The organism is Streptomyces sp. NPDC007808 (genome assembly GCF_042868655.1).
Taxonomy (GTDB): Bacteria; Actinomycetota; Actinomycetes; order Streptomycetales; family Streptomycetaceae; genus Streptomyces.
Map to the genome: position 1 here is coordinate 92,586 of NZ_JBIAEQ010000008.1, position 23,038 is coordinate 115,623.

Here is a 23,038-nt window from a genome sequence, read left to right on the forward strand (position 1 = left end):
CCTAGGTTCGGGACCAGGGCCCTGGGCAAGCAAGGGAGCGCCTGTGACCGACACGCGAATACCGCCCGCTGCGCCCGCCGAGCCGGGCGCGGCGCTGCTGGAGGCCGGGAGGTTCTTCCGGCCCGGCACGCCCGCGCCCGATCCGCCCGGCGTCGAGCCGACAGGCGGGCGGGAGGAGGACGCCCCCTCCTGGTCCACCTGCTCCCCCACGCGGGTCCGTCACCCGTACGTCCGCGGGGTGCTCCTGGAGTTGTACCGGGAGGCGAAACAACGCCTGCGGGACCCCGTCCTGGCGTGGGCGGACATCCAGAACGACCCCGAGCGCCGCCGCCGCTACCAGCGGGCCCGCGGCAAGGCCGGTCTGGTCCGGGCGACTTGGGACGAGGCCGTCGAGCTGGTCGCGGCGGCGCACGTGCACACCATCAGGACCTACGGCCCCGACCGGATCGCCGGCTGTTTCCCCGCCTCCGCGATGTCGACGGTGTCGTACGCGGCGGGCGCCCGCTTCCACGCCCTCATCGGTGCGCCCATCCTGTCGTTCCACGACGGGTACGCCGGCCCGCCCGTCGCCTCCGCGCAGGTGTTCGGCGACCGGCCCGACCCGCCTGAGGCGGGTGAGGTGTGGGACGCGGTGTACCTGATGACGTGGGGCCGCGACGTCCCGGTGACCGGTACACGGGACGCGCGGGGGGTGGCGGAGGCACGCTACCGGGGCCAGAAGGTCGTGGCCGTCGCCGGTGACCACGCCGACGGCGCCAGGTTCGCCGACGAGTGGCTGCACCCGCGCCCCGGCACGGACGGCGCACTGGCCCTCGGCATGGGGCACGTCGTCCTCAAGGAGTTCTTCGTCGACCGCGAGACACCGTTCTTCACGGACTACGTACGGCGGTTCACCGATCTGCCGTTCCTGGTCACGCTGGAGGAACGCGACGGCGCCCACGTCCCGGGGAAGTTCCTGCGTGCCTCGGACCTCGGGCAGCGCGGCGAGGGCGCCGAGTGGAAGACGGTCGTGCTGGACGAGGTCTCGGGCCGAGCGGTCGTCCCGAACGGCTCGCTGGGCTTTCGCCGGACCAGGTCGGGCAGCAGCAGGTGGAACCTCGAACTCGGTGACACGACACCGCGGTTGAGCCTGTACGGCAGTGAGGTCGCCGCCGGTGCGGAGGTGCTGCTGCCCCGCTTCGACACCGACGGCGGGGCACCGGGCCAGGGGCGCGCAGCCGTCGTACGGCGAGGTGTCCCGGCGACGAGGCTCGGCGGCGTCGCCGGGCCGCTGGTCACCACGGTCTTCGACCTGCTGCTCGCCCAGTACGGCGTGGCACGGCCGGGACTGCCGGGCCGCTGGCCGGAGTCGTACGACGACGCCGACGCGCCCGGCACACCCGCCTGGCAGGAGGCCCACACGTCCGTCCCGGCGGCCACGTGCGTGCGGGTCGCACGGGAGTTCGCGCGGACGGCGGAGCGGTCGCGGGGCCGCTGCATGATTCTGACGGGCGCCGACACCGGCCGATGGTTCCACTCCGAGACGATCGTCCGGGCCTGCCTCGCTCTGCTCCAGCTCACCGGCTGCCAGGGCCGCAGCGGCGGCGGCTGGGCGCACTGCGCGGACCGGGAGCAGTGCCGCCCGGGGCCCGGCTGGGCGAGCCTCGCGTCCGCGTCGGACTGGTCCCGGCCGCCGCGCCGGATGGCCGGCACGGCGTACTGGTTCCTCCACACCGGTCAGTGGCGCCACGACCGGTGCGCGGCCGATGTGCTCGCCTCGCCGCTCGGTCGGGGCCGCTTCGGGGGGATGGCGGGCGCGGACTGCTTCGCGTCGGCGGTCCGCTCGGGGTGGACGCCGTCGTACCCGACCTTCGACCGCAATCCGCTGGAGCTGGGCGAGGTGTTCGGTGACCCGGTGGCTCGGGTGGTGGCCGAACTGCGCGCGGGCACGCTGAAGTTCGCCTGCGAGGACCCGGACGCGCCGCGGAACTGGCCGCGGGTGCTGACGCTGTGGCGGGCCGACCCGTTCGGCTCTTCGGCGCAGGGCGGCGAGCACGTCCACCGGGACCTGCTGGGCACGCAGTCGCACCGGCGGGCCGAGGAGGCCCCCGGGGGTGTCCGGCCGGGGGAGGTGACCCGGTGCGACGAGGCACCGGAGGGCAAGCTCGACCTGCTGCTGTCCCTGGACTTCCGGCAGACGTCGTCGACGCTGCTGTCGGACGTCGTCCTGCCCTCCGCCACCTGGGACGAGGGACACGATCTGCCCGGTACGGACCCGGGCCCCTTCGTGGACTCCCCCACCCCGGCCGCGGATCCGCCCTTCCGGGGGCGCACCGACTTCGACGTGTTCAAGGCGCTGGCCGAGCGGCTCGGCGAACTGGCCGTCGGCCGTCTGGGGGTGCGCAAGGACCTGGTGGCGACCGCCCTCCAGCACGACACGCCGGACGAGACCGCCCAGCCGGGCGGCGTCGTCCTGGACTGGAAGCGCGGGGAGTGCGCTCCCGTGCCCGGCAGGACCCTGCCGAACCTGACGGTCGTGGAACGCGACTACACGGCGATCGGCGCCAGGTTCGCGGCGCTCGGCCCGCTGGTGGAGCAACTCGGTCCGCCCGCCGGGGGAGACACGCTCCGCCCCGACGAGGAGGTCGAGTTCCTACGGCGGTCCAACGGCGTCTCGGCCGACGGCCGCCCCCTGCTCGACACGACCCTGAAGGCGGCGAACACCCTCCACGCGCCGTCCGGCACCTCCCCGCGGTGGTCGGACGGCGAGTCGGGCGGCCGGCACCGCACCGACGGCGCCCACGACACCGGGCAGCCGGAGCCCTGGCACACCCTCACCGGCCGCCAGCACTTCTTCCTGGACCACGACTGGATCCATGAGATCGGTGAGGCGCTCCCGGTCTACCGGCCACCGCTGGACCGAAAGAGACTGTTCGGCGAGCCGCGCCTCGCCCCGGACGGCCGACCGGAGGTGGCGGTGCGTCACCTCACGCCGCACGACACGTGGGCCATCCACCAGGAGCACCAGGACCACCTGTTCCTGCTGGCCCTCTCCCGGGGCGGGCGGGCCGTCTGGATGTCCCCGCAGGACGCCGAGGCGATCGGCGTGGCCGACAGCGACTGGGTGGAGGCGGTCACCCGCGACGGCGTGTTCGTCGCCCGGGCCGTCGTGGCGCACCGGATGCCGCACGGCACGGTCCACATCCACCACGCGTGCGAGCGCACGTCCGCCGCCCCGCGGACCGAGGCCACCGGCGGACACGGCGGCGTTCAGGACTCGCCGCCCCGCCGGCTCCTCAAGCCGTCCCATCTCATCGGCGGCTACGCCCAGTTGTCCTGGGCGTTCCCCTGCCCGGGCCCGACGGGCGACCAGCGCGACGAGGTGACGGTGATCCGCCGCCGCAGCCAGGAGGTCGAGTACTGATGCGTCCGACGGCCCAGATCGCGATGGTGATGAACCTCGACAAGTGCATCGGCTGCCACACCTGCTCGGTCACCTGCAAGCAGGCGTGGACCAACCGGCGGGGCATGGAACACATCTGGTTCAACAACGTCGAGACCCGCCCCGGACCGGGCTACCCGCGCCGCTACGAGGACCAGGAACGATGGCGCGGCGGCTGGGAGCTGAACCGGCGCGGCACGCTCAGGCTGAAGGCGGGCGGCCGGATCCGCAGGCTCGCCGGGACCTTCTCCCCACCCGAACTCCCGCAGCCCGAGGACTACTACGAGCCCTGGGCGCACGGCGGTGGGAACCCCACCGATCCCCCACCGGGCGACGGTACCTCCGGCGCCCCGGCCCAGGGCGACCCGGACCCGTTGGTCGAGCGCGCGCGCAGGCGGGCCTCGGACAAGGTGCGGTCGGAGTTCGAGCAGACGTTCATGTTCCATCTGCCGCGCATCTGCGAGCACTGCCTGAACCCGTCCTGCGTGGCCTCGTGCCCGTCGGGGGCGATGTACAAGCGGGCGCAGGACGGCATCGTCCTCGTCGACGAGGAACGGTGCGGGGGCCGGCGGATGTGCGTGACGGGATGCCCGTACAAGAAGGTGTACTTCAACGAGCGCACCGGCAAGGCCCAGAAGTGCACGCTGTGCCTGCCGCGCGTCGAGGCCGGGCTGCCGACGGTGTGCTCGCAGACGTGCGTGGGCCGGCTGCGCTATCTCGGGGTGGTGCTGTACGACGCCGACAGGGTGACGGCGGCCGCGTCCGTGCGCGACGAGAAGGACCTGTACGAGGCCCAGTTGGGCGTGTTCCTCGACCCCCACGACCGTGCCGTGCAGCGCGCCGCCGACGCGGCGGGGATCCCGTACGACTGGATGGAGGCGGCCCGGCGCTCCCCCGTGCACGCGCTGATCAGCAGGTACCGCGTGGCGCTCCCGCTGCATCCGGAGTACCGGACGATGCCGATGGTCTGGTACATCCCGCCGCTGTCCCCGGTGGTGGACGCGCTGACGGAGACCGGGCACGACGGTGAGGACGCCCAGAACCTCTTCGGCGCGATCGACAGCCTGCGCATCCCCCTGGAGTACCTGGCGGAGCTGTTCACGGCCGGTGACGTCGGGCCGGTCCGGGCCTCGCTGTCGAGGCTCGCCGCGATGCGCTCCCACATGCGGGCGATCAACCTCGGTGAGGAGCCCGACTTCTCCGTGTCGGCCGCCGTCGGCATGGGGGCGCACGAGATCGAGGAAATGTACCGGCTGCTGGCACTCGCCGCGGACGCGGACCGGTACGTGATCCCGACGGCCGCCGTCGGGGACGCCAGGCGGCTGGAGGAGTCGGCACTGCCGCAGGGGTGCAGCCTCGACCACGACGGCGGGCCGGGGATGGGCGGGGACGGCTCGTTCGGGCAGGACTCGGGGCGCAAGCTGCTGCCGCTGATGCCGGTGGAGAACTTCCACGCCCTGCGTCGGCGACGGACCGCCGACGAGACGGACCCCGCCATGACCCGCACAGCCGAGACCGAGGAGGCCTGATGCCCTCCTTCGAGGTGCTCTACCAGGCGGCAGCGCTCTGCCTGACCTATCCCGACGACGACTTCCGCGCCAGGCTGCCGCTGCTGCGCGAAGCCGCCCCGCAGCTGCGGGAGTTCACCGACCACGCGGCCGTCACCGCGCCCGGCGAACTGGCCGCGCACTACGTCGAGGTCTTCGACCTGGACGACCGTCACAGCCTGTACCTGAGCTGGTGGACCGACGGGAACACCCGGCTGCGCGGCCTGTCGCGGCTCCGCTTCGAGGACGTCTACCGCGCGTACGGCCTGGAACTCACCGGCGAGGAGCCGCCCGACTTCCTGCCGGCGGTCCTGGAGTTCGCGGCCCGCACCGGCGACCTCGACCTCCTGCTGGAGCACCGCGAAGCGCTGGAGCGACTGCGCTCCCGACTCACCGGCTTCGGCACGCCGTACGCGACCGTCCTGGACGCCGTGTGCGCCACGCTCCCGACCGCACACCCCGAAGCGCTCTCATGACAGCCCGCTCGGGTGGGCCGAGAGGCGCAGTTCCTCCCAGCCGACCTGATCCAAACGACAGACCCTAGGCGGCTCCGCCCTTGTGGTCCTTGTCGTCGTCGACGATCTCCGCGTCCACCACGCCCTCCTCGTCCTGGGTCGTCGCCTGTTCCGGGCCGGGGTGCGTGCCGGGGCCGGCGTCGGTCGGGGGCTGCTGGGCCTGGGCGTACATCGCCTGGCCCATCTTCTGGCTGACCTCGGCGAGTTTGTCGATGCCGGTGCGCAGGGTGTTCGTCTCGGCGTTCTGCTCCAGTTGCCGCTTCAGGTCCGTGATCGCCGACTCGACCTCGGCCCTGGTGTCGGCGGGGATCTTGTCCTCGTTGTCACGCAGGAACTTCTCGGTTTGGTACACGAGTTGCTCGCCCTGGTTGCGGGTCTCGGCGGCCTCGCGGCGGCGGTGGTCCTCCTCGGCGTACTGTTCCGCCTCCCGCATCATCCGGTCGATGTCGTCCTTGGGCAGCGCCGAGCCGCCGGTGACCGTCATCTTCTGTTCGCGGCCCGTGGCCAGGTCCTTGGCGGAGACGTGCGTGATCCCGTTGGCGTCGATGTCGAAGGCCACCTCGATCTGCGGGACGCCGCGCGGCGCGGGGGGCAGCCCGGTGAGGTCGAAGACGCCGAGCTTCTTGTTGTACGCGGCGATCTCACGTTCGCCCTGGTAGACCTGGATGCCGACGGACGGCTGGTTGTCGGTGGCCGTCGTGAAGATCTCCGAGCGGCGGGTGGGGATCGTGGTGTTGCGCTCGATGAGCTTCGTCATGATGCCGCCCTTGGTCTCGATGCCCAGGGACAGCGGGGTGACGTCGAGCAGCAGGACGTCCTTGACGTCGCCGCGGATGACGCCGGCCTGGAGCGCCGCGCCGACGGCCACGACCTCGTCGGGGTTGACGCCCTTGTGCGGGTCCTTGCCGGTGAGTTCCTTGACGAGGTCGGTGACGGCGGGCATCCGGGTGGAGCCGCCGACGAGGATCACGTGGTCGACCGCGGAGAGCTTGATGCCGGCGTCCTTGACCGCTTGGTGGAAGGGGGTCTTGCAGCGGTCGAGGAGGTCCGCGGTGAGTTCCTGGAACTGGGCGCGGGTCATCTTCTCGTCGAGGTGGAGCGGGCCCTCGGCGGAGGCGGTGATGTAGGGGAGGTTGATCGTCGTCTCGGAGGAGCTGGACAGCTCGATCTTGGCCTTCTCGGCACCTTCGCGCAGTCGTTGAAGGGCCATCTTGTCGTTGCCGAGGTCGATGCCGTACTGGCCCTTGAACTTCTTGACCAGGTGCTCGACGATCCGCTGGTCCCAGTCGTCGCCGCCCAGGTGTGTGTCACCGTTGGTCGCCTTGACCTCGATGACGCCGTCGCCGATCTCCAGCAGCGAGACGTCGAAGGTGCCGCCGCCCAGGTCGAAGACCAGCACGGTCTGCTCCTCGCCGCGGTCGAGGCCGTAGGCGAGGGCGGCGGCCGTGGGCTCGTTGATGATCCTGAGGACCTTCAGGCCCGCGACCTCACCGGCCTCCTTGGTGGCCTGCCGCTGGGCGTCGTCGAAGTACGCGGGGACGGTGATCACCGCGTCGGTGACGTCCTCGCCGAGGTAGGACTCGGCGTCCCGCTTCAGCTTCTGCAGCACCCGGGCGGACAGCTCCTGCGCCCGGTAGCGGGTGCCGTCGATGTCGCCCTGGTCCGGGAAGCGCCAGCTCGCGTCGCCCATGTGCCGCTTCACGGAGCGGGCGGTGCGCTCGACGTTGGTCACCGCCTGCCGCTTGGCGACCTCGCCCACGAGGACCTCGCCGTTCTTGGCGAAGGCCACGACCGACGGTGTGGTCCTGGCTCCCTCGGCGTTGGCGACCACCGTGGGTTCCCCGCCCTCCAGGACGGCCACCACCGAGTTCGTCGTCCCCAGATCGATCCCGACCGCGCGTGCCATCGCTGTCCCCTTCCGCCAGGGCGCCCCTTGGACTCCAGCACAAAACCCGAGCGGGTTCTTGTCAATGGGACGAGTGACCTGGCGGGCGGGTGCCAAACGGGGGCTGAGCGGCCGCTCAGCCCCCGGTCCCGCGCCCTGGAAGGGGGGCGGGGAGCAGTTCAGCCCAGCTTGGCCGACAGCGTGATCGGAACCGCCTTCAGCGCCTGGCTGACCGGGCAGTTGACCTTGGCGTCCTCGGCCCTGGCCTGGAAGTCCTCCTCCGAGATGCCCGGGATCGTGGCCTCGACGGTGAGGTGGATCCCGGTGATGCCCTCGCCGGGCTGGAAGGTCACGTCGGCGGAGGTGGTCAGCTTGGTCGGCGGGGTGCCGGCCTTGTCGAGGATGTTCGAGAACGCCATGGAGTAGCAGCTGGAGTGGGCGGCGGCGATGAGCTCCTCCGGGCTGGTCCTGCCGTTCGCCTCCTCGGCGCGCGACGCCCACGTCACCGGCTGCTGGGCGATGCTGCCGGAGGAGTCGAAGGAGACGACGCCGTTGCCCTGGAACAGGTTGCCTTCCCACACGGTGTGTGCGGAGCGCGTGGTTGCCACGATGAATCCCTTCGACATACCTACGGTGATCCCGTGTTCGGGTCCGTGTCCCCCATCCGATCACACTCGCCTTCATTGCACCCGGAAGACCGGCCCACGGGGGGTGAACGGCAGGCTACGACCCCGCGGCACCAGATAGGCGTGCTCGCGCCGCACCCGCAGGACGTCGCACCAGCCGTCCGTGATGACCAGCACCGGCGCGCCCGGCGGGAAGTCGTCGGCGCGCTGGAGCAGGTCGATCCCGGGCTGCAGGACGGTGCCGCCCCGCCCGTGCACCCGTACCCGCCCCGCGATGTCGGTCACCGGCACGTACCCGGCGTCGTGCGGCGCCGCGTCGCAGAACACCACCCGCGCCGCCGGTACGTCCCGGGCGGCCGCGTAGGAGGCGATGGCGCCCAGTGCCTTGCCGAGCAGCACCCGGTCCATGGAGCCGGAGGTGTCAAGGACGACGCCGAAGGTGCAGCGGGCGATCTCCTCGGGCGGGTACCAGCGGCCCGCGCGCGGGATGTCGGGCGTGGCCGCCTGGCGGCGCGAGGGGCGGGCGAACGACCGCAGCGGCTCCGGGCGCGGCACGAACTCGTCGAACCAGCGGGCCAGCCGGGCGTCCCAGGGCAGCGGTGGATGGCTGAGGGCGCGGATCTCCTGGACCAGGCCGCCGGGGAGGAAGCCGCGCTCCTGCTGCTGGTGCAGGTCCAGGCCGTGCGAGAGGCCGCGGCGGTAGAATTCGTCGAGGTCGCAGGTGTGGCCGGGCGGGCCGAGCGGCGCGCCGAGGACGTCGCCGACGCCCTTGCCGCGCAGGGTGGCCAGGCGGCGGACGCGGCGCAGGTCACCGGCGATCCGGTCGTACACCTCCTCGGCGGACAGCCCGGCGAACTGCGCGTCGTACAGCAGCCCTTGGGGCATCTGGCCGACCTGCATCTCGCGCAGCCAGCCGTTGATGACGAAGTCGCAGGCGACATTGAACAGGTACGGGTCACGGGTGCCGCAGCGGTCGCCGTGACGCAGGGCGGCGTGCAGCATCTCGTGGGCGAGGATGAACCGCCACTCCTCGTCCTCGAACGTCCGCAGCGGGTTGATGTAGATCTCGCCGGCCTCCGCGTCGACGGCGGCGACGGCGATGCCGTGCGCGCGGGCGAGTTCGGCGTCGGCGACCAGCTTGATGCCGGCCGCGATGCCGCCGAGCAGCGGGTAGGAGGTGATGAACCACTCCAGGGCCCACTGCCAGGGCCGCTTCTTGATCGGCTCGCCGTCCATGGAGTCGCGGCGGCCGCCCGCCATGTCCATCGCGGTGGAGACGGTGCGGGTCAGCGCGGTGGCGAAGGCCAGCTGGTGGTCCGGGGGCTGCCCGTACCAGCCGCGCCAATCCACGAGAAGCTGGTCGGGCTCGGCTCCGGCGGTGCCGCAGCGCTCGTACACGGCCGGGAGCCCGCCCCGCCGCCAGTGCGCGGCGAGTCGCTCCTCGTCACCGTCCGGGTAGGTCAGCGGATGATCGTCCGGGGGGCGGCCCAGGGGGAAGGACAGCAGGAAGCGGTTGACGACCACGCAGCGCGCCGCCAGGTCGTACCGGTCGGGCTGCTCGCGCTCCCCCTTCGCCGCCGGGACGTGACCGAAGCCGAGGTGGAGCACGGCGTGCGCGATCGACCACGCCCAGACGGCGGGATCGGCGACGCGGGTGGGGTGGGCGTGCAGGGTGCCGCTGGAGGAGACGCGGACCAGTCCGTCGCGGGGTGCCGTGTCGCACTTCTCGTCACGGCAGACGCTGAACTCCACGGCGCCGAGCGCGGGGTTGGCCCGTACCAGCCGCATGCCCTCGGCGAACGCCTCGGCCGCGACATCGCGCTTCTTCTTCGCGGGAGACCGGTTGGCGGGAGTGCGGCTCATCGCCGCGCCTCCACCAGCCGCGGCATGTCCCGGGCCGCCTCCACCAGGAACCAGGACGGCAGGACGGGGTTGCCGTCGGCGTCGGAGGCGATGACGCTCTGGGCGACCTCGACGGAGATCTCCGCGAGTTGCACCAGCAGCGACTTGGCCCGGTACGCGGTCTGCCGGCCGCTCGCCGACATGTGCTCCTTGCTGACGGGCAGTTCCTTCACGAGGCGCCCGCGGAAGGACTCGGCGAGGTAGTACAGCAGGTCGCGGTCCTCCATGCGGTGCGGCCAGCGGGCGTCGCCCTTGAGGATCGCCTCGATGCCGAACCGGCTGCGCACGATCTTGACGTAACCGCAGAACGCGGTCGCGTGCGTGGGCGTCAGCGTGCCGTGCGCGATCACCTTCAGCGTCTCCTCGTCGAGGTCGCGGCCGAAGGAGTGCAGGGCGTCGGAGAGCATGTGCCAGGAACGGGGCGTGGAGAACGGCTCCTCGGTCTTCGGCGGCTTGGACCACAGGTGGTCGGGCCGGTCGGTGAGGTGGTCCAGGATCCAGGGGTGGATGCCGTTGTTCGCGGCCCAGGTCAGCCAGTCCTTGGGGGACGCCTCCAGATGGACGTGGGTGAGGCGGTTGACCAGCGCGGACGCGATGGGGCGGGCGAGGGCGTTGTCGGTCGCGCGGTTGCCGGCGCCGATGACGATCGATCCCTTGGGCAGTTCGTAGCTGCCGATGCGGCGGTCCAGGATCAGCGAGTAGAACGCCTTCTGCACATCCGGGGTGGCCGCGTTCAGCTCGTCCAGGAACAGGCAGTACGGCTCGTCGCGGGCGATGGCCTCCGGCGGGCAGAACACCGAGCGGCCGTCGCGGATCTGCGGGACGCCGATCAGGTCCTCCGGGGCGAGCTGGGTGCCGAGCAGGCTCACGCACTCCAGCCCCAGCGACTCGGCGAAGTCCCTGACCAGGGAGGACTTTCCGATGCCGGGGGCGCCCCAGAGGAAGACCGGCCGCACGGTGGCGAGGCCGAGGAGGAGTTCGGGGACACGGGCGGGCGTGACGGTGACGGCTGCCTGCAAGGCAGGGGCTCCTTGGGGGTGTTCGAGTGGGTTCGACTCGAACAGTGTGTGCCCGTGGCCTCCGGGACGCAGCCGATTTTCAGGCGGCCCGCTCCTGCGGCTTCGTCTCCACCGGCACCTGGGGCCCGTTCGACTCGTGCAACCAGCGCCGCAGCACACGGTGGACGTGCTCGGCTCCGGCGAGGTCCTCACCGTCGTCGACCGGCGCGGACAGGGCGAGCGGTGACAGCAGGAACGCCTTGCCCTGCGCGCCGCCGAGTCCGCCGTGCGAGCCGATCTGCTCCTCGAAGGCGAGAACCTCGCCGTCGGCCGGGTCGTGCGCGGAGTTGACCATGATGTCGGCGGCGTTGGCGAAGGAGTGCGTACGCCGTACGGCGTCGGCGGCGCCCGGCCCGAACAGCTTCAGCGGCCCCGGATCCTCGTCCAGTCGGTCCAGCGGGATCTCCGCTCCGTACGCGCCGAGCACCACACCGCCGTGCCGCTCGCTGCGTACCAGGAGGAAGCCGACGCCGGGATGGTTGGCGAGGGTGCCGAGCAGGGCCGGGTGGCGGGCGTCGATCTCCTCCTTGGTCATCCGGTGCGGCACATCCGGGAAGGAGACCAGGCCGAGGTTGCCGGAGGCCAGCACGATCGGCTCGGAGCGGCGGCCCTGCAGTCGGTACTGGTCGCCGCCCTCCTCGACGGGGCGGCGCAGGGCGGCCCGTACGGCCGCGCGGGCCTCGGCGCCGCTGCGGGTGCGCCCCGCCCTGCGGGGCACGGGCAGCCCGCAGCCGGCTCGCACCAGGTCGCCGAGGCCGAGTCCGTAGCGGGCGCGGAAGGTCTCGCCGGGGCTCTGGCCGTGGTCGGAGAGCACGACGATCCGGTACGGCCGGGGCGCGTGCTCGGCGACCTTCTCGATCGACGCGAGCGCCCGGTCGAGGCGTTCGAGGACCTTCTCGGCGTCGCGGCTGAACGGCCCGGAGTGGTGGGCCACCTCGTCGTACGCCACGAGGTCGGCGTAGACGGCGGCGCGGCCGGCGAGCATGTCACCCATCACCGCGGCGACGACGACGTCCCGTTCGACGACGGTGGCGAAGGCCCGCACGAGGGGGTAGAGGCCGCCGCGGGAGACGCGTGGGCGGACCTTGCGGACGCGGGCCCGGGTGGACTGGCCGATCTCGCGACCGACCTCGGCGGTGAAGGACAGGGCGGTGCGCACGGCGTTGGCCGGGTCGGAGAAGTAGGCGAAGTAACCGGCCCGGGACCGGTTCTCGCGGCTGCGGCGCCGGGTGGCGATGGACAGCACGAGTGCCTGCTCGCCGGCGCCGCCGCTGAAGAGGTTGCCGCGGCTGGCTCCGTCGGCGCCGAGCAGCCCGGGGTCACCGGTGCGGTCGACGGCGCGGCGCTGGAGCTCGGCGGCGCTGGTGGGCCGGTTGCAGACCATGACCTCGCGGGCCGCCTTCTCGTACCAGCGGAAGGCGGGAACGTCGTGGTTGCTGCCGTGCAGGATGCCGAGCTGACTGGCGCCGGTCTGGCTGGACCAGTCGGTGCGCCACGGGGTGAGCCGGTGGGTGGGCCGTGCGCCGCCGGTGCCGGGGGTGTCGCCGAGCCAGCGGGCGACGGTGGGCATCAAACCCTTGCCGACGGCGTCCAGGAGGACGTCGTGGCCGACGCCGTCGAACTGGACGAAGACGGTCCCGGGGCTCGACGGGCCGGGGGGCAGGGCTCTGCGGCGTCGGTCGGCGAGACGGTACAGGCGGCGCCGGTAGGTGTCGTCGTCCCGCACGGCGAGGGCCGCTCCGGTGGCGGAGGCGACGGCGGACATCACGGCGGCGACGATGACGGCGGTCTCCGGGGCCGCCGCGCTGTCCCCGGACGGGACCAGGCTGAGGGCGACGATGAGCAGCGAGCCGTTGAGGAAGAACACCAGCAGGCCGAGCACGAGGGCGGGCACCAGCAGCAGGAGCCGGACGAGCAGCGGCCACACCAGCGCGGACAGCAGACCGAAGGCGCCGGCGCCGAGGGCCGCGGTGACCGCGAGATCGGTGGCGCTGTCGTCGTCGGCCGACTGGAGCTGGAAGTCGGGCAGGATCCCGGCGAGCACCAGCATGGTCACGGTGGAGACGGCCCACACGGCGACGCTCCGCCCGATCTGACTGGCGACCCGCCGCCACCGCCCCTCTCGCACGCCCAGCCCACCTCACGTCCCGGCTCGCCGCCACGCGCAGACCTTTGCGCACCCCACCCTGTCACAACGGGGTGCGCGCCCGACCGGTTCCCCTTGCCCCGTCGGATCCGGGCCGCCCGCGCGGCTCGGCGGGCACCGCCGGCCGCTCTCGTCAGCGCCCGTCGTAACCGGCGGTCGGCATCGACAGCCTCCGGTGCACCCGCGCCTTCATCTGCGCGTCGTACAACGGCTCCGCGTGCCCCACCGTCTCCACGCGGACCCCGCGCCGCGCGCACTCCGCGGTGAACTCCTCGACGGACGACAGCGCGCTGCGGAGCACTCTGCGGCTGGGGGCCACGAACAGGTCGAGGCCGGGACGCACGCCCTCCCACAGGATGCTGTGGTCCGTCCGCAGCGCGCGCACCAGGAGCTCGCGCGCGACGACGTACCCGTGCTCGGCGGCCCAGCGGGCGCACATCGCGTGCTGGCTGCGGGAGTCCACCAGGAAGGGGTCGGCGTCCAGCTCTTCGAGCGGCGTCAGACTCGCGATCGCCGTCACGCGCACTACGGATGACCCCATGGCGTCCCCCTCACCTCCGGGTTTCGCCGCCGACCCTACTCCAGCCCGTACGCTTCGGGGAGTCGCGCGAAGGAGGCAAAGAAGTGCCCGTGGAGGTCACCTGGTGGGGTCACGCCACCTGCACGGTCGCCGACTCGAACGTACGCGTCCTGACCGACCCTCTGTTCGCACGCCGGCTCGCGCATCTGCGCCGCCGCCGGGGCGCGGTCCCTCCGCCGGGCGCCTGGCGCGCGCAGGTCGCCGTGGTCTCCCATCTGCACGCCGACCACCTGCACGTGCCGTCCCTGGCCAGGCTGGAGCAAGGCACGCGCCTGCTCGTGCCCCGGGGTGCGCTCCGCTCGGTGCCGGGGCTGCGCCGGCTCACACATCTGCGGATCACGGAGATGGCGCCCGGGGACGTGGCGCCGGTGGGCGATCTGACCGTTCGGGCCGTGCCCGCGCGGCACGACGGGCGGCGGCTGCCCGTCGGTCCGCGCCGCTCCCCCGCCCTCGGATACGTCATCGAGGGCGAGGCACGTACGTATTTCGCCGGGGACACCGGCCTGTTCGAGTCGATGGCGAAGGAGGTCGGTCCGGTCGACGTGACGCTGCTGCCGGTGGGCGGCTGGGGACCGTACCTCGGTGACGGCCACCTGGACGCGGGGCGTGCGGCCGAGGCGCTCGCCCGGCTCGCGCCGCGCAGTGCGGTACCGGTGCACTACGGCACGTACTGGCCGATCGGCATGGACGCCGTGCGCCCGCATGAGTTCCACGCTCCCGGCGACGAGTTCGCGCGGCTCGCGGCGGAGCGCGCGCCCGGCGTGTCGGTGCACCGGCTGGCGCACGGGGAGAGCGTGCGTCCGGAGGTGAGCCGGTGACGGTGCTGGCGGTCACCGCGACGGTGCTGCCGACCGAGTCCACACAGCAGGCGATCGGCTATCCGTCGCTGTTCCTGCTGGTGCTGATCGGGGCGCTGGTGCCGGTCGTGCCGACGGGGGCGCTGGTGAGTTCGGCGGCGGTGGTGGCGTTCCACCAGACGGCACCGTTCTCGCTGGCGCTGGTGTTCGTGACGGCGTCGACGGCCGCCTTCCTCGGCGATGCGACGCTGTACTGGCTGGGGCGGCGCGGGATGCGCTCGAAGAACGGCTCGCGCTGGCTGGAGGCGATCCGCTCGCGCGCCCCCGAGGACCGGCTCGCGCAGGCCCAGCGCAAGCTCGCCGACCACGACGTGGCCGTGCTGGTGCTGTCGCGGCTGGTACCGGCGGGCCGGCTGCCGGTGATGCTGGCCTGCCTGCTGGCGAAGTGGCCGATGCGGCGCTTCGCCCGCGGCAACCTCCCCGCCTGCCTGGCCTGGGCGGTGACGTACCAGTTGATCGGGATCCTCGGGGGCTCGCTGTTCGACGAGCCCTGGCAGGGCGTGGTCGCGGCGATCGTGCTGACCGTGCTGGTCAGCGCGGCACCGACGGTGTGGCGGCGGCTGCGCGGGGCGGGTGGCGCCCACTGACGCGGGTACGGGCCGCTACAGCACCCGCGACGCTCCCACCGGCAGGTCCCACAGGTCCTCGCGGTCCAGTCCCGCCTTCTCCCACGCCGCCCGCACCCGGGTGAGGGGTTCCAGCACCGGCTCCGCGGACAGGACGAACGTGGCCCAGTGCATCGGCGCCATGCGTCGCGCGCCGAGGTCCTGGGCGGCGCGGACCGCCTCCTCAGGGTCGCAGTGGACGTCCCTGAGCCACCAGCGGGGGTCGTAGGCGCCGATGGGCAGCAGGGCGAGGTCGATGCCGGGGTAGCGCTCGCCGATGCGCGTGAACCAGTGGCCGTAGCCCGTGTCGCCCGCGAAGTACACCCGTTGTCCGTCGGGCGCGGTCAGCACCCAGCCGCCCCACAGGCTGTGGCAGGTGTCGGTGAGGGTGCGCTTGGACCAGTGGTGGGCCGGCACGAAGTCGAAGCGCACGCCGGACAGTTCGGCGGCCTCCCACCAGTCCAGCTCGGTGACCTGGGTGAACCGGCGGCGGCGGAACCAGCCGGCGAGGCCGGCCGGCACGAACACCGGGGTCTCGCGCGGGAGTCGGCGCAGGGTCGGGGCGTCCAGGTGGTCGTAGTGGTTGTGGCTGATGACGACCGCGTCGACGCGCGGCAGCTCGTTCCAGGGCACGCCGACGGGGGTGACGCGGGCCGGGGTGCCGAGGATGCGGCGGGACCAGACCGGGTCGGTGAGCACGGTCAGGCCGCCGATCCGCACGACCCAACTGGCGTGCCCCGCCCACGAGACGGCGACGGTGCGGGCGTCCACGCGGGGCAGCGGGGCCGGTGCGAAGGGCAGCCGCGGGATGTCCGCGAGGCCCTGCGGGCCGGGCCGCACGGCGCCCTCCCGGGCGAAGCGGGCGATGGCCTTGAGGCCGGGGAGCGGGGCGGTGAGCCGGTCGTGGAAGGTCCGCGGCCACACCCGGCGCTCGCCCAGCGGGCGGGGCGCGGTGAGCGGCGGGAACGGGGGTGCGAGAAAGGACGGGTTCTCCGGCACGTCGGCTTCCCCGGTGGCCGTGCGCGGTGTTGTCGGCGTGGCTGACTCGGACTGCTGCGTCATCGAGGCGGCTCCCATCGCTGAGCGTCGTCGCGGAGATCGTCGAAGACCGACTTCAAGTGGATCAACGCGCGTTGCACGTGCGGCAGTTCCAACGGGGTGGGGGAACCGACGCATTCCGCGCGCTCCTCGTCGGTGCCGGCCAGCAGCGGTCCGGTGGACAGCCGCACGCGCAGCGCGCCGAGGTCGTCGCCGAAGCGGTGCCCGCCCGGCGCGGGCATGCCGAGCCGGGCGGCGAGGAAGTCCTCCAGGTCCTGCGCGTCCCCGACGCCGTGCGCGGACAGCCCCTCGCGCAGCGGGCCGAGGTCGAGGTACAGGTGCCGCCCGGCCTGCGGGGGCCGTGCCAGCGCTCCCGCGCCGACCGCGGCGGCGTGCGCGGCGGCGGCCACGCGCGCGTGCAGCCGTACGGTGGTGCCGATCCGCGCGGTGACGGGCTCGGGCTCCCGCAGCGCGTACTCGGCGGCGAGAGCGACCGGGGCGGCGACGCGGGCGCCGAGCGCGGTGAGGACGTCGAGCACGCGCGCGTGCAGGTCGTCACCGACGTCGCCCTCGGGGAACCGGGCGACCGCGGCGGGCCAGCCGGGCGGGAGCAGGGCTCCGGCCAGGTCGGTGACGACGGTGACCTGTTCGGGCAGCATCTCGGCGGGGCTGAGCAGCACGGTGTCGTGGGGGGCGTGCACGGTGTCGCGCCAGGTCTCGTCGCTGACCAGGTGCAGTCCCTCGCCGGTGGCGGCTTCCAGGGTCTCGTGCAGCAGTTCGGGCGGCGCCACGGTGGCGGTGGGGTCGTCGGCGACGGAGAGCACGAGCAGCCGCGGGTCACCGCCCTCGGCTCGGACCCGGCGAACGGTCTCCAGCAGGGCGTACGGATCCGGCACACCGCCGCTCTCGGCCGGTGTGGCGACGTGGAAGACGGGTCTGCCCAACAGGCGTGCGTACGGGGCCCACCAGGCGGCACAGGGGCGCGGCACCAGGACGTCGCCGCCGAGCGCGGCGGTCAGGGCGAGCAGCAGGGCGGGAGCACCGGGGGCGGCCACGGCCCGGGCGGGCCCGGTGGGCAGGCCCCGCCGGTCCCAGTAGCCGCACGCGGCGTCCAGGAGGGCGGCGCCGCCGCCGATCGGTTCGCTCTCGGACCGGCCCGCGGCCGCGGCGAGCACGGCGGCCAGCTCGGGCAGCACCGGCAGGCCGTCGTCCGGGAGAGGTGGCCCGAAACGGACGGGGCCGTGGCCTTCGGGGTCCGTCCGGCGCATCCGTGCCTCCGCGCAGTGCCTGGTGCCGTGGTGGTTCGTGGTCTCTCGGTGCTCCGTGCGGGCCGGTCTGCCGGTGGCCGGTGGGTCCGCCGGTGGGTCCGCCGGTCGGTCTGCCGCGGGTCGGTGTGACGGGTGTGCTCGGTGCCGGTGCTGGTGCCGAGGTCGTGCGGTGCGGGTACGCACGGTGTGTGGCGTGTTGTTCGCGCTTCGAGTACCCACCGTCGAGCGACCCCATGGCAGCGCGCGGGAGTTGCGCCCGTCACACCGCCGCCCGGCCTCGCAGCGGAACGGGTCAGCCGCTCCCGGTCGACCTCCTGCGGTACAGCCGGTGCGCCGCGCCGCCGAGCGCGGCGGCGATCAGCAGGCCGCCTGCGACCAGGGCGGGGACGGAGTCGGTGAAGGCCCCTCCCCCGCCGGCCCGTACGCCGTGCTCGACGGCGGAGTCGGCGCAGTCCTCGGCGTGGGTCTCGCCCTTGCCGGAGTGGGGTGCGCTCCCGCCCTGGTGGGGCGCTGTGCCGCCGGGCTCGGTCCGGCCGGCGTGGGGCTCGGTGCAGTGCCGCTGATCGCCCTCGCCACCGCCGTCGGTGCCGCCCCAGCCGCCCGTGTCGCCGCCGGCGTCGGTGCCGCCCGTGCCGCCCCAGCCGCCCGTCTCGCCTGTGCTGCTGGTGTCGCTCGTGCCGCCGGTACCGCCGTCGGTGCCGTGCTCCTCGACCGCCCCACCGCCGTCCGTGCCGCCGGTACCGCCGTCGGTGCCGTGCTCCTCGACCGCCCCACCGCCGTCCGGCCCCTCGGTCCCGCCCTCGGCGGCTGCTCCGCCGTCCTCCGCGTCGGCACCGGCGCTGTGGGTGGCCGCGGTCTCGCGGGCCACCGTCAGCATCGCGCTCCACGGCTTGCCCTTCTCACCGGCCGCCGCCGGGCAGGCTCCGTCGACGGTCCAGGCGGACTCGGCTCCGGCCGCGTCCGGATCGCCCTCGAAGTTCTCCGCCGGGGGAACGGTCGCGGTACCGCGGTAGGCGGGCGCGGTGGCCTTCTCGCCCTCGCCGGTGACCTTCTTCAGCGCGACGGTGCCCTCCTCGAAGGCCTGCGAGGTGGCGTCGACGGTGTCGGGCGCGCGCCCGTCGACGGGGTCGCAGGAGACCTCGACGGTCACGCTGCCCCCCGGGGAGACGGTGCCGGGGCTGACCTCCGCGGCCGGGTCCGCGTAGGCGGCCGAGGCGGCGAAGCCCACGACGGCACCGGCCAGGGCGGCGACGGACAGGGCAGGGGCGGTGCGGCGCATGGGGTGGACTCCTTCGGCCGACGGCTGTGGGGGAACGTGGATCGTGCCCCCGCAGCCATGACAGCCCGCCGGCCGCCCGGACGCGCGCGGCCGGACACCATTCGCGGGACGGGGACGGCCGAGTGGGTGACGTGTCCGCGGCCCGCGTCCACCGAGGGCCAGGGGCGCTTCGTGACCGCGCGCTCGGTTCAGCAACCCCGCCGGTCCGGAACCTGGACCGAAAGACCTGTAGGGGCGCGGGCCGGGGTTCCGGCACACGCCCCTACGAAGAGATCCGGCCCTCAGGCCACGTCGCTGAGCACCTGCTCCCGCACCCGGCTGCAGCACCTGCTGATCAGCCGGGACACATGCATCTGCGAGATGCCGAGCTGCTCGGCGATACGGCTCTGGGTCATGTCCCCGAAGAACCGCATGTACAGGATCGCCCGCTCCCGTTCGGGCAGAGCGGCCAGCCGCGGCCTGACGGCCTCGCGGTCGACGACCGTGTCCAGCGCGGGGTCGGCGCATCCCAGCGCGTCGCTCAGCGAGTAGCCGTCCTCACTGCCGGGCAGCTCCGCGTCCAGCGACAGCGCGGTGAAACTCTCCAGTGCCTCCAGACCGACCTTGACGTCGGCCTCGGTCATGTCGGCGTGCTCGGCGATCTCCGCGATCGTGGGCCTGCGTCCCGAGACGGTCTGCAGTTCCTGGACGGCGAAGCGCACCCGGTTGCGCAGCTCCTGGACCCGGCGGGGCACGTGCAGCGTCCACATGTGGTCACGGAAGTGCCGCTTGATCTCACCGGTGATGGTGGGCACGGCATAGCTCTCGAAGGCGTTGCCGCGCTCGGGGTCGTACCGGTCGACGGCCTTGACCAGCCCGAGGGCGGCCACCTGGCGCAGGTCGTCGAGGCTCTCGCCGCGGCTGCGGAAACGCCCCGCGAGCCGGTCGGCCATGGGCAGCCACGCCTCGACGATCCTGTCGCGGACGGCATCGCGCTGCGGGCCCTCGGGCAGGGCGGCGAGCGTGCGGAAGTCCTCGGCGGTGTCCGGGGCGTCATCGTGCGGGTGATGCTTCGTGCTCACTGAGGTGGGCATGATGCGCCACAACTCCCTTGGTTGTGCTCTGGGGTGGACGGTCACCATGGGAGCGGGGGCGCATCGAACCGGACACACCCGTGGCGGTGATCGCCGCTCCCACGGACGTGCCTCCTGTCCGAAGCACTTTTCCTTCGCCTGCCCTGCGGCTCGGCTCGCAAACACCGGCCAGGTTTTTCACCTGTCCGCAGGGTCACTCGTACCGGTGCTGCCGCGCAGTCCCCCGGAACCCAGGAGGTCCCGCATGAGCACCAAGGTCGCCGACCACGTCCTGCAGCGCCTGCGCGAGTGGGGAGTGGAGCACGTCTTCGGCTATCCCGGCGACGGCATCAACGGCCTGCTCGCCGCGTGGGGCCGCGCGGAGAACCAGCCCCGGTTCGTCCAGTCCCGGCACGAGGAGATGTCCGCGTTCCAGGCGGTCGGCTACGCCAAGTTCAGCGGCCGTGTCGGGGTGTGCGCGGCGACGTCCGGTCCCGGCGCGATCCATCTCCTGAACGGCCTGTACGACGCCAAGCTCGACCATGTCCCCGTCGTGGCGATCGTCGGTCAGACGCATCGCACGGCGATGGGCGGCTCGTACCAGCAGGAGGTGGACCTGCACACGCTGTTCAAGGACGTCGCCTCGGACTTCGTGGAGACGGTGACGGTTCCCGAGCAGCTGCCGAACGTCCTGGACCGGGCGATCCGGACCGCGTACGCGCGCCGCGCCCCCACGGCGATCATCATCCCCGGCGACGTGCAGGAGCTCGACTACTCGCCGCCCACGCACGAGTTCAAGATGGTGCCCTCCAGCCTGGGACGCAGCTCCTGGACCGCGATCCCGTCGGACGAGGCGATCCGGCAGGCGGCCGACGTCCTCAACGCCGGGGACAAGGTGGCGATCCTGGTCGGCCAGGGCGCGTCCGGCGCGCGGGCCGAGGTGGAGCGGATCGCCGAACTGCTCGGTGCCGGCGTCGCGAAGGCGCTGCTCGGCAAGGACGTCCTCAGCGACGAACTGCCGTACGTGACCGGCTCGATCGGTCTGCTGGGGACGCGCCCGTCGTACGAGCTCATGCGGGACTGCGACACGCTGCTGACCATCGGCTCGTCGTTCCCGTACACCCAGTTCCTGCCGGACTTCGGCAAGGCGCGGGGCGTGCAGATCGACATCGACCCGCACATGGTCGGGATGCGCTACCCGTACGAGGTGAACCTCGTCGGTGACGCCAGGGCGACGCTGGAGCGGCTGATCCCGTTGATCGAGCAGGGCCGCGGGCGCGAGTGGTACGACACGGTGTGCGACAACGTCATGCGCTGGCGTGAGGTCATGGAGCGGCGGGCGGGGCTGGCGGCCGACCCGATCAACCCGGAGTACGTCACCCGCGCCCTGGACCCGCTGCTCCCCGAGAACGCCGTCATCAGTTCCGACTCGGGCTCGGCGGCCAACTGGTACGCCCGCCATCTGACGATGCGGCCCGGCATGCGCGCGTCGCTGTCGGGGACGCTGGCGACGATGGGCTGCGGGGTGCCGTACGCGATCGGCGCCAAGTTCGCCCACCCGGACCGGCCGGCGATCGCGCTGGTCGGGGACGGCGCCATGCAGATGAACGGCCTCGCGGAACTGATCACCGCCGCGAAGTACAAGGACCTGTGGGAGGATCCGCGGCTGGTCGTCGGCGTGTTCAACAACCACGACCTCAACCAGGTCACCTGGGAGATGCGCGCCATGGAGGGCGCCCCCTCCTTCCTGCCTTCGCAGGAGCTCCCCGACGTGCAGTACGCCGCCTTCGCCCGCTCCCTGGGGCTCACCGGTGTCCGTGTGGAGAAGCCCGAGGACGTCGAGGCGGGCTGGCGTGCGGGCCTGGAGGCGGACGGCCCGGCCGTCGTCGAGTTCCTGACCGACCCGGCCGTACCGCCGATCCCGCCGCACGCCACCTGGGAGCAGATGGAGGCGACGGCCGCGTCGATCCTGAAGGGGGATGCGGACCGCGGGTCGATGGTCAGGCAGGGGTTCAAGGCGAAGATGCAGGAGTTCCTGCCGGGGCGCGAGAAGAAGCGCACCTAACGCGCCACCCGGTGGCGCAGGTAGACGACTTTCGAGTTGAAGGTGCGGGTCTCGACGAGTTCGAGATCCACCCGGCGCTCGCCGCGCGGGAAGAACGGGGTGCCGCCACCGACCAGTACCGGGTAGACCATGGCCCGGTACTCGTCGATCAGACCGGCCTCTGCCGCCTGGGCGGCGAGCGTCGCGCCGCCGATCGCGATCTCGCCCTCCCCCGGCTCGGCCCGCAGCCGCTCGATCTCCTCCGTCAGGCCGCCGGACGCCAGGCGGGCGTGGCCCTGCACCGCCGACAGCGTGGTGGAGAACACCACCTTCGGGAGCGGGTTCCAGAGCGCGATCCATTCCCGCGTCGAGTCGTCGAGCGATGACGGATCCTGGTCGGCGGTCTCCCAGTACAGCATCGTCTCGTACAGGCGTCGTCCCATCAGGTGGACGTCGACCTGGCGGATCTCGTCGATCCAGAAGCGGAAGACCTCCTCGTCGGGCTCCGTCCAGTTGAAGTCGCCGTCCGGCCCGACGATGTAGCCGTCGAGTGAGACGTTCATCGAATACGTCACGCTGCGCATCAGGTCTCCTCCTCGGTGACGGTTTCGACGGTACGGCGTCCGAGCCGCGGGCGCGGCTGGGCGGCGCGCGGGCGCATGACCAGGGCGGCGACGTGGTAGGTGCAGGGCTCCGCCGCGGGGTTGGCGTAACCGTGGGTGACGTCGGCGGCGAAGTAGGCCGAGTCCCCCGCCGTGAGCTCCACGGTCCGGTCGCCCAGGGTCAGGCGCAGCGTTCCCGACGCGACGGCGACGAACTCGTGTGAGCCGGGGGCGTACGCAGGGAAGTCGCCCGCGTCGCAGCCGGGCGGCAGCGTGCTGCGGATCCATTCGAAGTTGACGCCCGGCACGACCGGGGTGAGGACGGTGCGCCGCCATCCGCCCGGCTCGTCGACGCTGTCCTGGTCGGCGGCGCGGCGCACGATGACGCGCGGGTCGTCGGGTCGGGCGACCAGGTCGGCGAGGGCCACGCCGAGTCCGTCGGCGATACGGTCGAGCACGACGACGGTGGGCGCCTTCTGCCCGCGCTCCACGGACGACAGCATGCTCACGCTCACGTCGGCGGCTTCCGCCACCTGCTGAAGGGTCAGGCCGAGGTCATGCCTCAGCCCCTGCACCCGCCTGCCCAGGGCCTCCAGATCCAGCATTCCTCTAT

At 72.9% G+C, this 23,038-nt stretch carries 18 protein-coding genes; 6 read left to right on the forward strand and 12 right to left on the reverse strand.

Features of this window, described 5'->3' with window-relative positions:
• Positions 1-43: 43 nt before the first annotated feature.
• Genes ACFYNL_RS28745 through narJ form a run of 3 tightly spaced genes read left to right on the forward strand, consistent with a single transcriptional unit; the run spans position 44 to position 5,444 of the window.
• Positions 44-3,403 (forward strand): molybdopterin-dependent oxidoreductase, encoded by a 3,360-nt coding sequence (locus tag ACFYNL_RS28745; protein ID WP_388808103.1) that lies wholly within the window; start codon positions 44-46, stop codon positions 3,401-3,403.
• Complete coding sequence (locus ACFYNL_RS28750) at positions 3,403-4,950, forward strand: nitrate reductase subunit beta (RefSeq protein WP_388808105.1); 1,548 nt, start codon at positions 3,403-3,405, stop codon at positions 4,948-4,950. Before ACFYNL_RS28745 ends, ACFYNL_RS28750 begins: the two co-directional genes overlap by 1 nt.
• Positions 4,950-5,444, forward strand: a complete 495-nt coding sequence (narJ, locus tag ACFYNL_RS28755) for a nitrate reductase molybdenum cofactor assembly chaperone (protein ID WP_388808107.1) — start codon at positions 4,950-4,952, stop codon at positions 5,442-5,444. The genes ACFYNL_RS28750 and narJ overlap by 1 nt, the downstream gene beginning before the upstream one ends.
• Before the next feature lie 64 nt (positions 5,445-5,508).
• Here the strand turns inward: narJ and dnaK are convergent, their stop codons facing one another.
• The 6 genes from dnaK to ACFYNL_RS28785 all read right to left on the reverse strand — a co-directional run bounded on the left by dnaK (position 5,509) and on the right by ACFYNL_RS28785 (position 13,641).
• Positions 5,509-7,389 carry a molecular chaperone DnaK gene (dnaK, locus tag ACFYNL_RS28760; RefSeq protein WP_388808108.1) on the reverse strand — a complete coding sequence of 627 codons (1,881 nt, stop codon included), beginning with the start codon at positions 7,387-7,389 and terminating at the stop codon, positions 5,509-5,511.
• A gap of 158 nt (positions 7,390-7,547) precedes the next feature.
• Entirely contained in the window at positions 7,548-7,976 is a 429-nt protein-coding gene (locus tag ACFYNL_RS28765) for an OsmC family protein (RefSeq protein ID WP_388808109.1), read from the reverse strand.
• 72 nt (positions 7,977-8,048) lie between these two features.
• Positions 8,049-9,857, reverse strand: a complete 1,809-nt coding sequence (locus ACFYNL_RS28770) for a hypothetical protein (protein ID WP_388808110.1) — start codon at positions 9,855-9,857, stop codon at positions 8,049-8,051.
• Positions 9,854-10,915 carry an ATP-binding protein gene (locus ACFYNL_RS28775; protein WP_388808112.1) on the reverse strand — a complete coding sequence of 354 codons (1,062 nt, stop codon included), beginning with the start codon at positions 10,913-10,915 and terminating at the stop codon, positions 9,854-9,856. The genes ACFYNL_RS28770 and ACFYNL_RS28775 overlap by 4 nt, the downstream gene beginning before the upstream one ends.
• Positions 10,916-10,994: 79 nt before the next feature.
• On the reverse strand, positions 10,995-13,028 hold the full coding sequence (locus ACFYNL_RS28780) for a phage holin family protein (RefSeq protein ID WP_388809069.1): 2,034 nt from the start codon (positions 13,026-13,028) through the stop codon (positions 10,995-10,997).
• Between the two features lie 205 nt (positions 13,029-13,233).
• Positions 13,234-13,641 (reverse strand): hypothetical protein, encoded by a 408-nt coding sequence (locus ACFYNL_RS28785; RefSeq protein WP_388808114.1) that lies wholly within the window; start codon positions 13,639-13,641, stop codon positions 13,234-13,236.
• Between the two features lie 83 nt (positions 13,642-13,724).
• Between ACFYNL_RS28785 and ACFYNL_RS28790 the strand changes: the two genes are divergently transcribed.
• Together ACFYNL_RS28790 and ACFYNL_RS28795 are read left to right on the forward strand one after the other, a co-directional pair.
• Positions 13,725-14,498 carry an MBL fold metallo-hydrolase gene (locus ACFYNL_RS28790; protein ID WP_388808116.1) on the forward strand — a complete coding sequence of 258 codons (774 nt, stop codon included), beginning with the start codon at positions 13,725-13,727 and terminating at the stop codon, positions 14,496-14,498.
• Positions 14,495-15,124: a DedA family protein gene (locus tag ACFYNL_RS28795; protein ID WP_388808118.1), complete on the forward strand. Its 630-nt coding sequence runs from the start codon at positions 14,495-14,497 to the stop codon at positions 15,122-15,124. The genes ACFYNL_RS28790 and ACFYNL_RS28795 overlap by 4 nt, the downstream gene beginning before the upstream one ends.
• Positions 15,125-15,139: 15 nt before the next feature.
• Here ACFYNL_RS28795 and ACFYNL_RS28800 read toward each other — a convergent pair whose 3' ends face one another.
• The 4 genes from ACFYNL_RS28800 to ACFYNL_RS28815 all read right to left on the reverse strand — a co-directional run bounded on the left by ACFYNL_RS28800 (position 15,140) and on the right by ACFYNL_RS28815 (position 19,800).
• Entirely contained in the window at positions 15,140-16,204 is a 1,065-nt protein-coding gene (locus ACFYNL_RS28800) for an MBL fold metallo-hydrolase (RefSeq protein WP_388808119.1), read from the reverse strand.
• Complete coding sequence (locus tag ACFYNL_RS28805) at positions 16,201-17,448, reverse strand: aminotransferase class I/II-fold pyridoxal phosphate-dependent enzyme (protein ID WP_388808121.1); 1,248 nt, start codon at positions 17,446-17,448, stop codon at positions 16,201-16,203. Before ACFYNL_RS28805 ends, ACFYNL_RS28800 begins: the two co-directional genes overlap by 4 nt.
• A 292-nt stretch (positions 17,449-17,740) precedes the next feature.
• Complete coding sequence (locus ACFYNL_RS28810; protein ID WP_388808122.1) at positions 17,741-18,727, reverse strand: hypothetical protein; 987 nt, start codon at positions 18,725-18,727, stop codon at positions 17,741-17,743.
• A 281-nt stretch (positions 18,728-19,008) separates the two neighbouring features.
• A complete protein-coding gene (locus ACFYNL_RS28815) occupies positions 19,009-19,800 on the reverse strand; it encodes an RNA polymerase sigma factor SigF (protein WP_388808123.1) in 792 nt (263 codons plus the stop codon).
• Between the two features lie 244 nt (positions 19,801-20,044).
• On the opposite strand from ACFYNL_RS28815, the gene ACFYNL_RS28820 reads away from it, so the two are divergent.
• Complete coding sequence (locus ACFYNL_RS28820; RefSeq protein ID WP_388808125.1) at positions 20,045-21,844, forward strand: thiamine pyrophosphate-requiring protein; 1,800 nt, start codon at positions 20,045-20,047, stop codon at positions 21,842-21,844.
• Here the strand turns inward: ACFYNL_RS28820 and ACFYNL_RS28825 are convergent.
• Together ACFYNL_RS28825 and ACFYNL_RS28830 are read right to left on the reverse strand one after the other, a co-directional pair.
• Positions 21,841-22,407 carry a dihydrofolate reductase family protein gene (locus ACFYNL_RS28825; protein ID WP_388808127.1) on the reverse strand — a complete coding sequence of 189 codons (567 nt, stop codon included), beginning with the start codon at positions 22,405-22,407 and terminating at the stop codon, positions 21,841-21,843. The genes ACFYNL_RS28820 and ACFYNL_RS28825 overlap by 4 nt on opposite strands.
• Entirely contained in the window at positions 22,407-23,030 is a 624-nt protein-coding gene (locus tag ACFYNL_RS28830) for a helix-turn-helix domain-containing protein (protein ID WP_388808128.1), read from the reverse strand. The genes ACFYNL_RS28825 and ACFYNL_RS28830 overlap by 1 nt, the downstream gene beginning before the upstream one ends.
• Between the last annotated feature and the right edge of the window lie 8 nt (positions 23,031-23,038).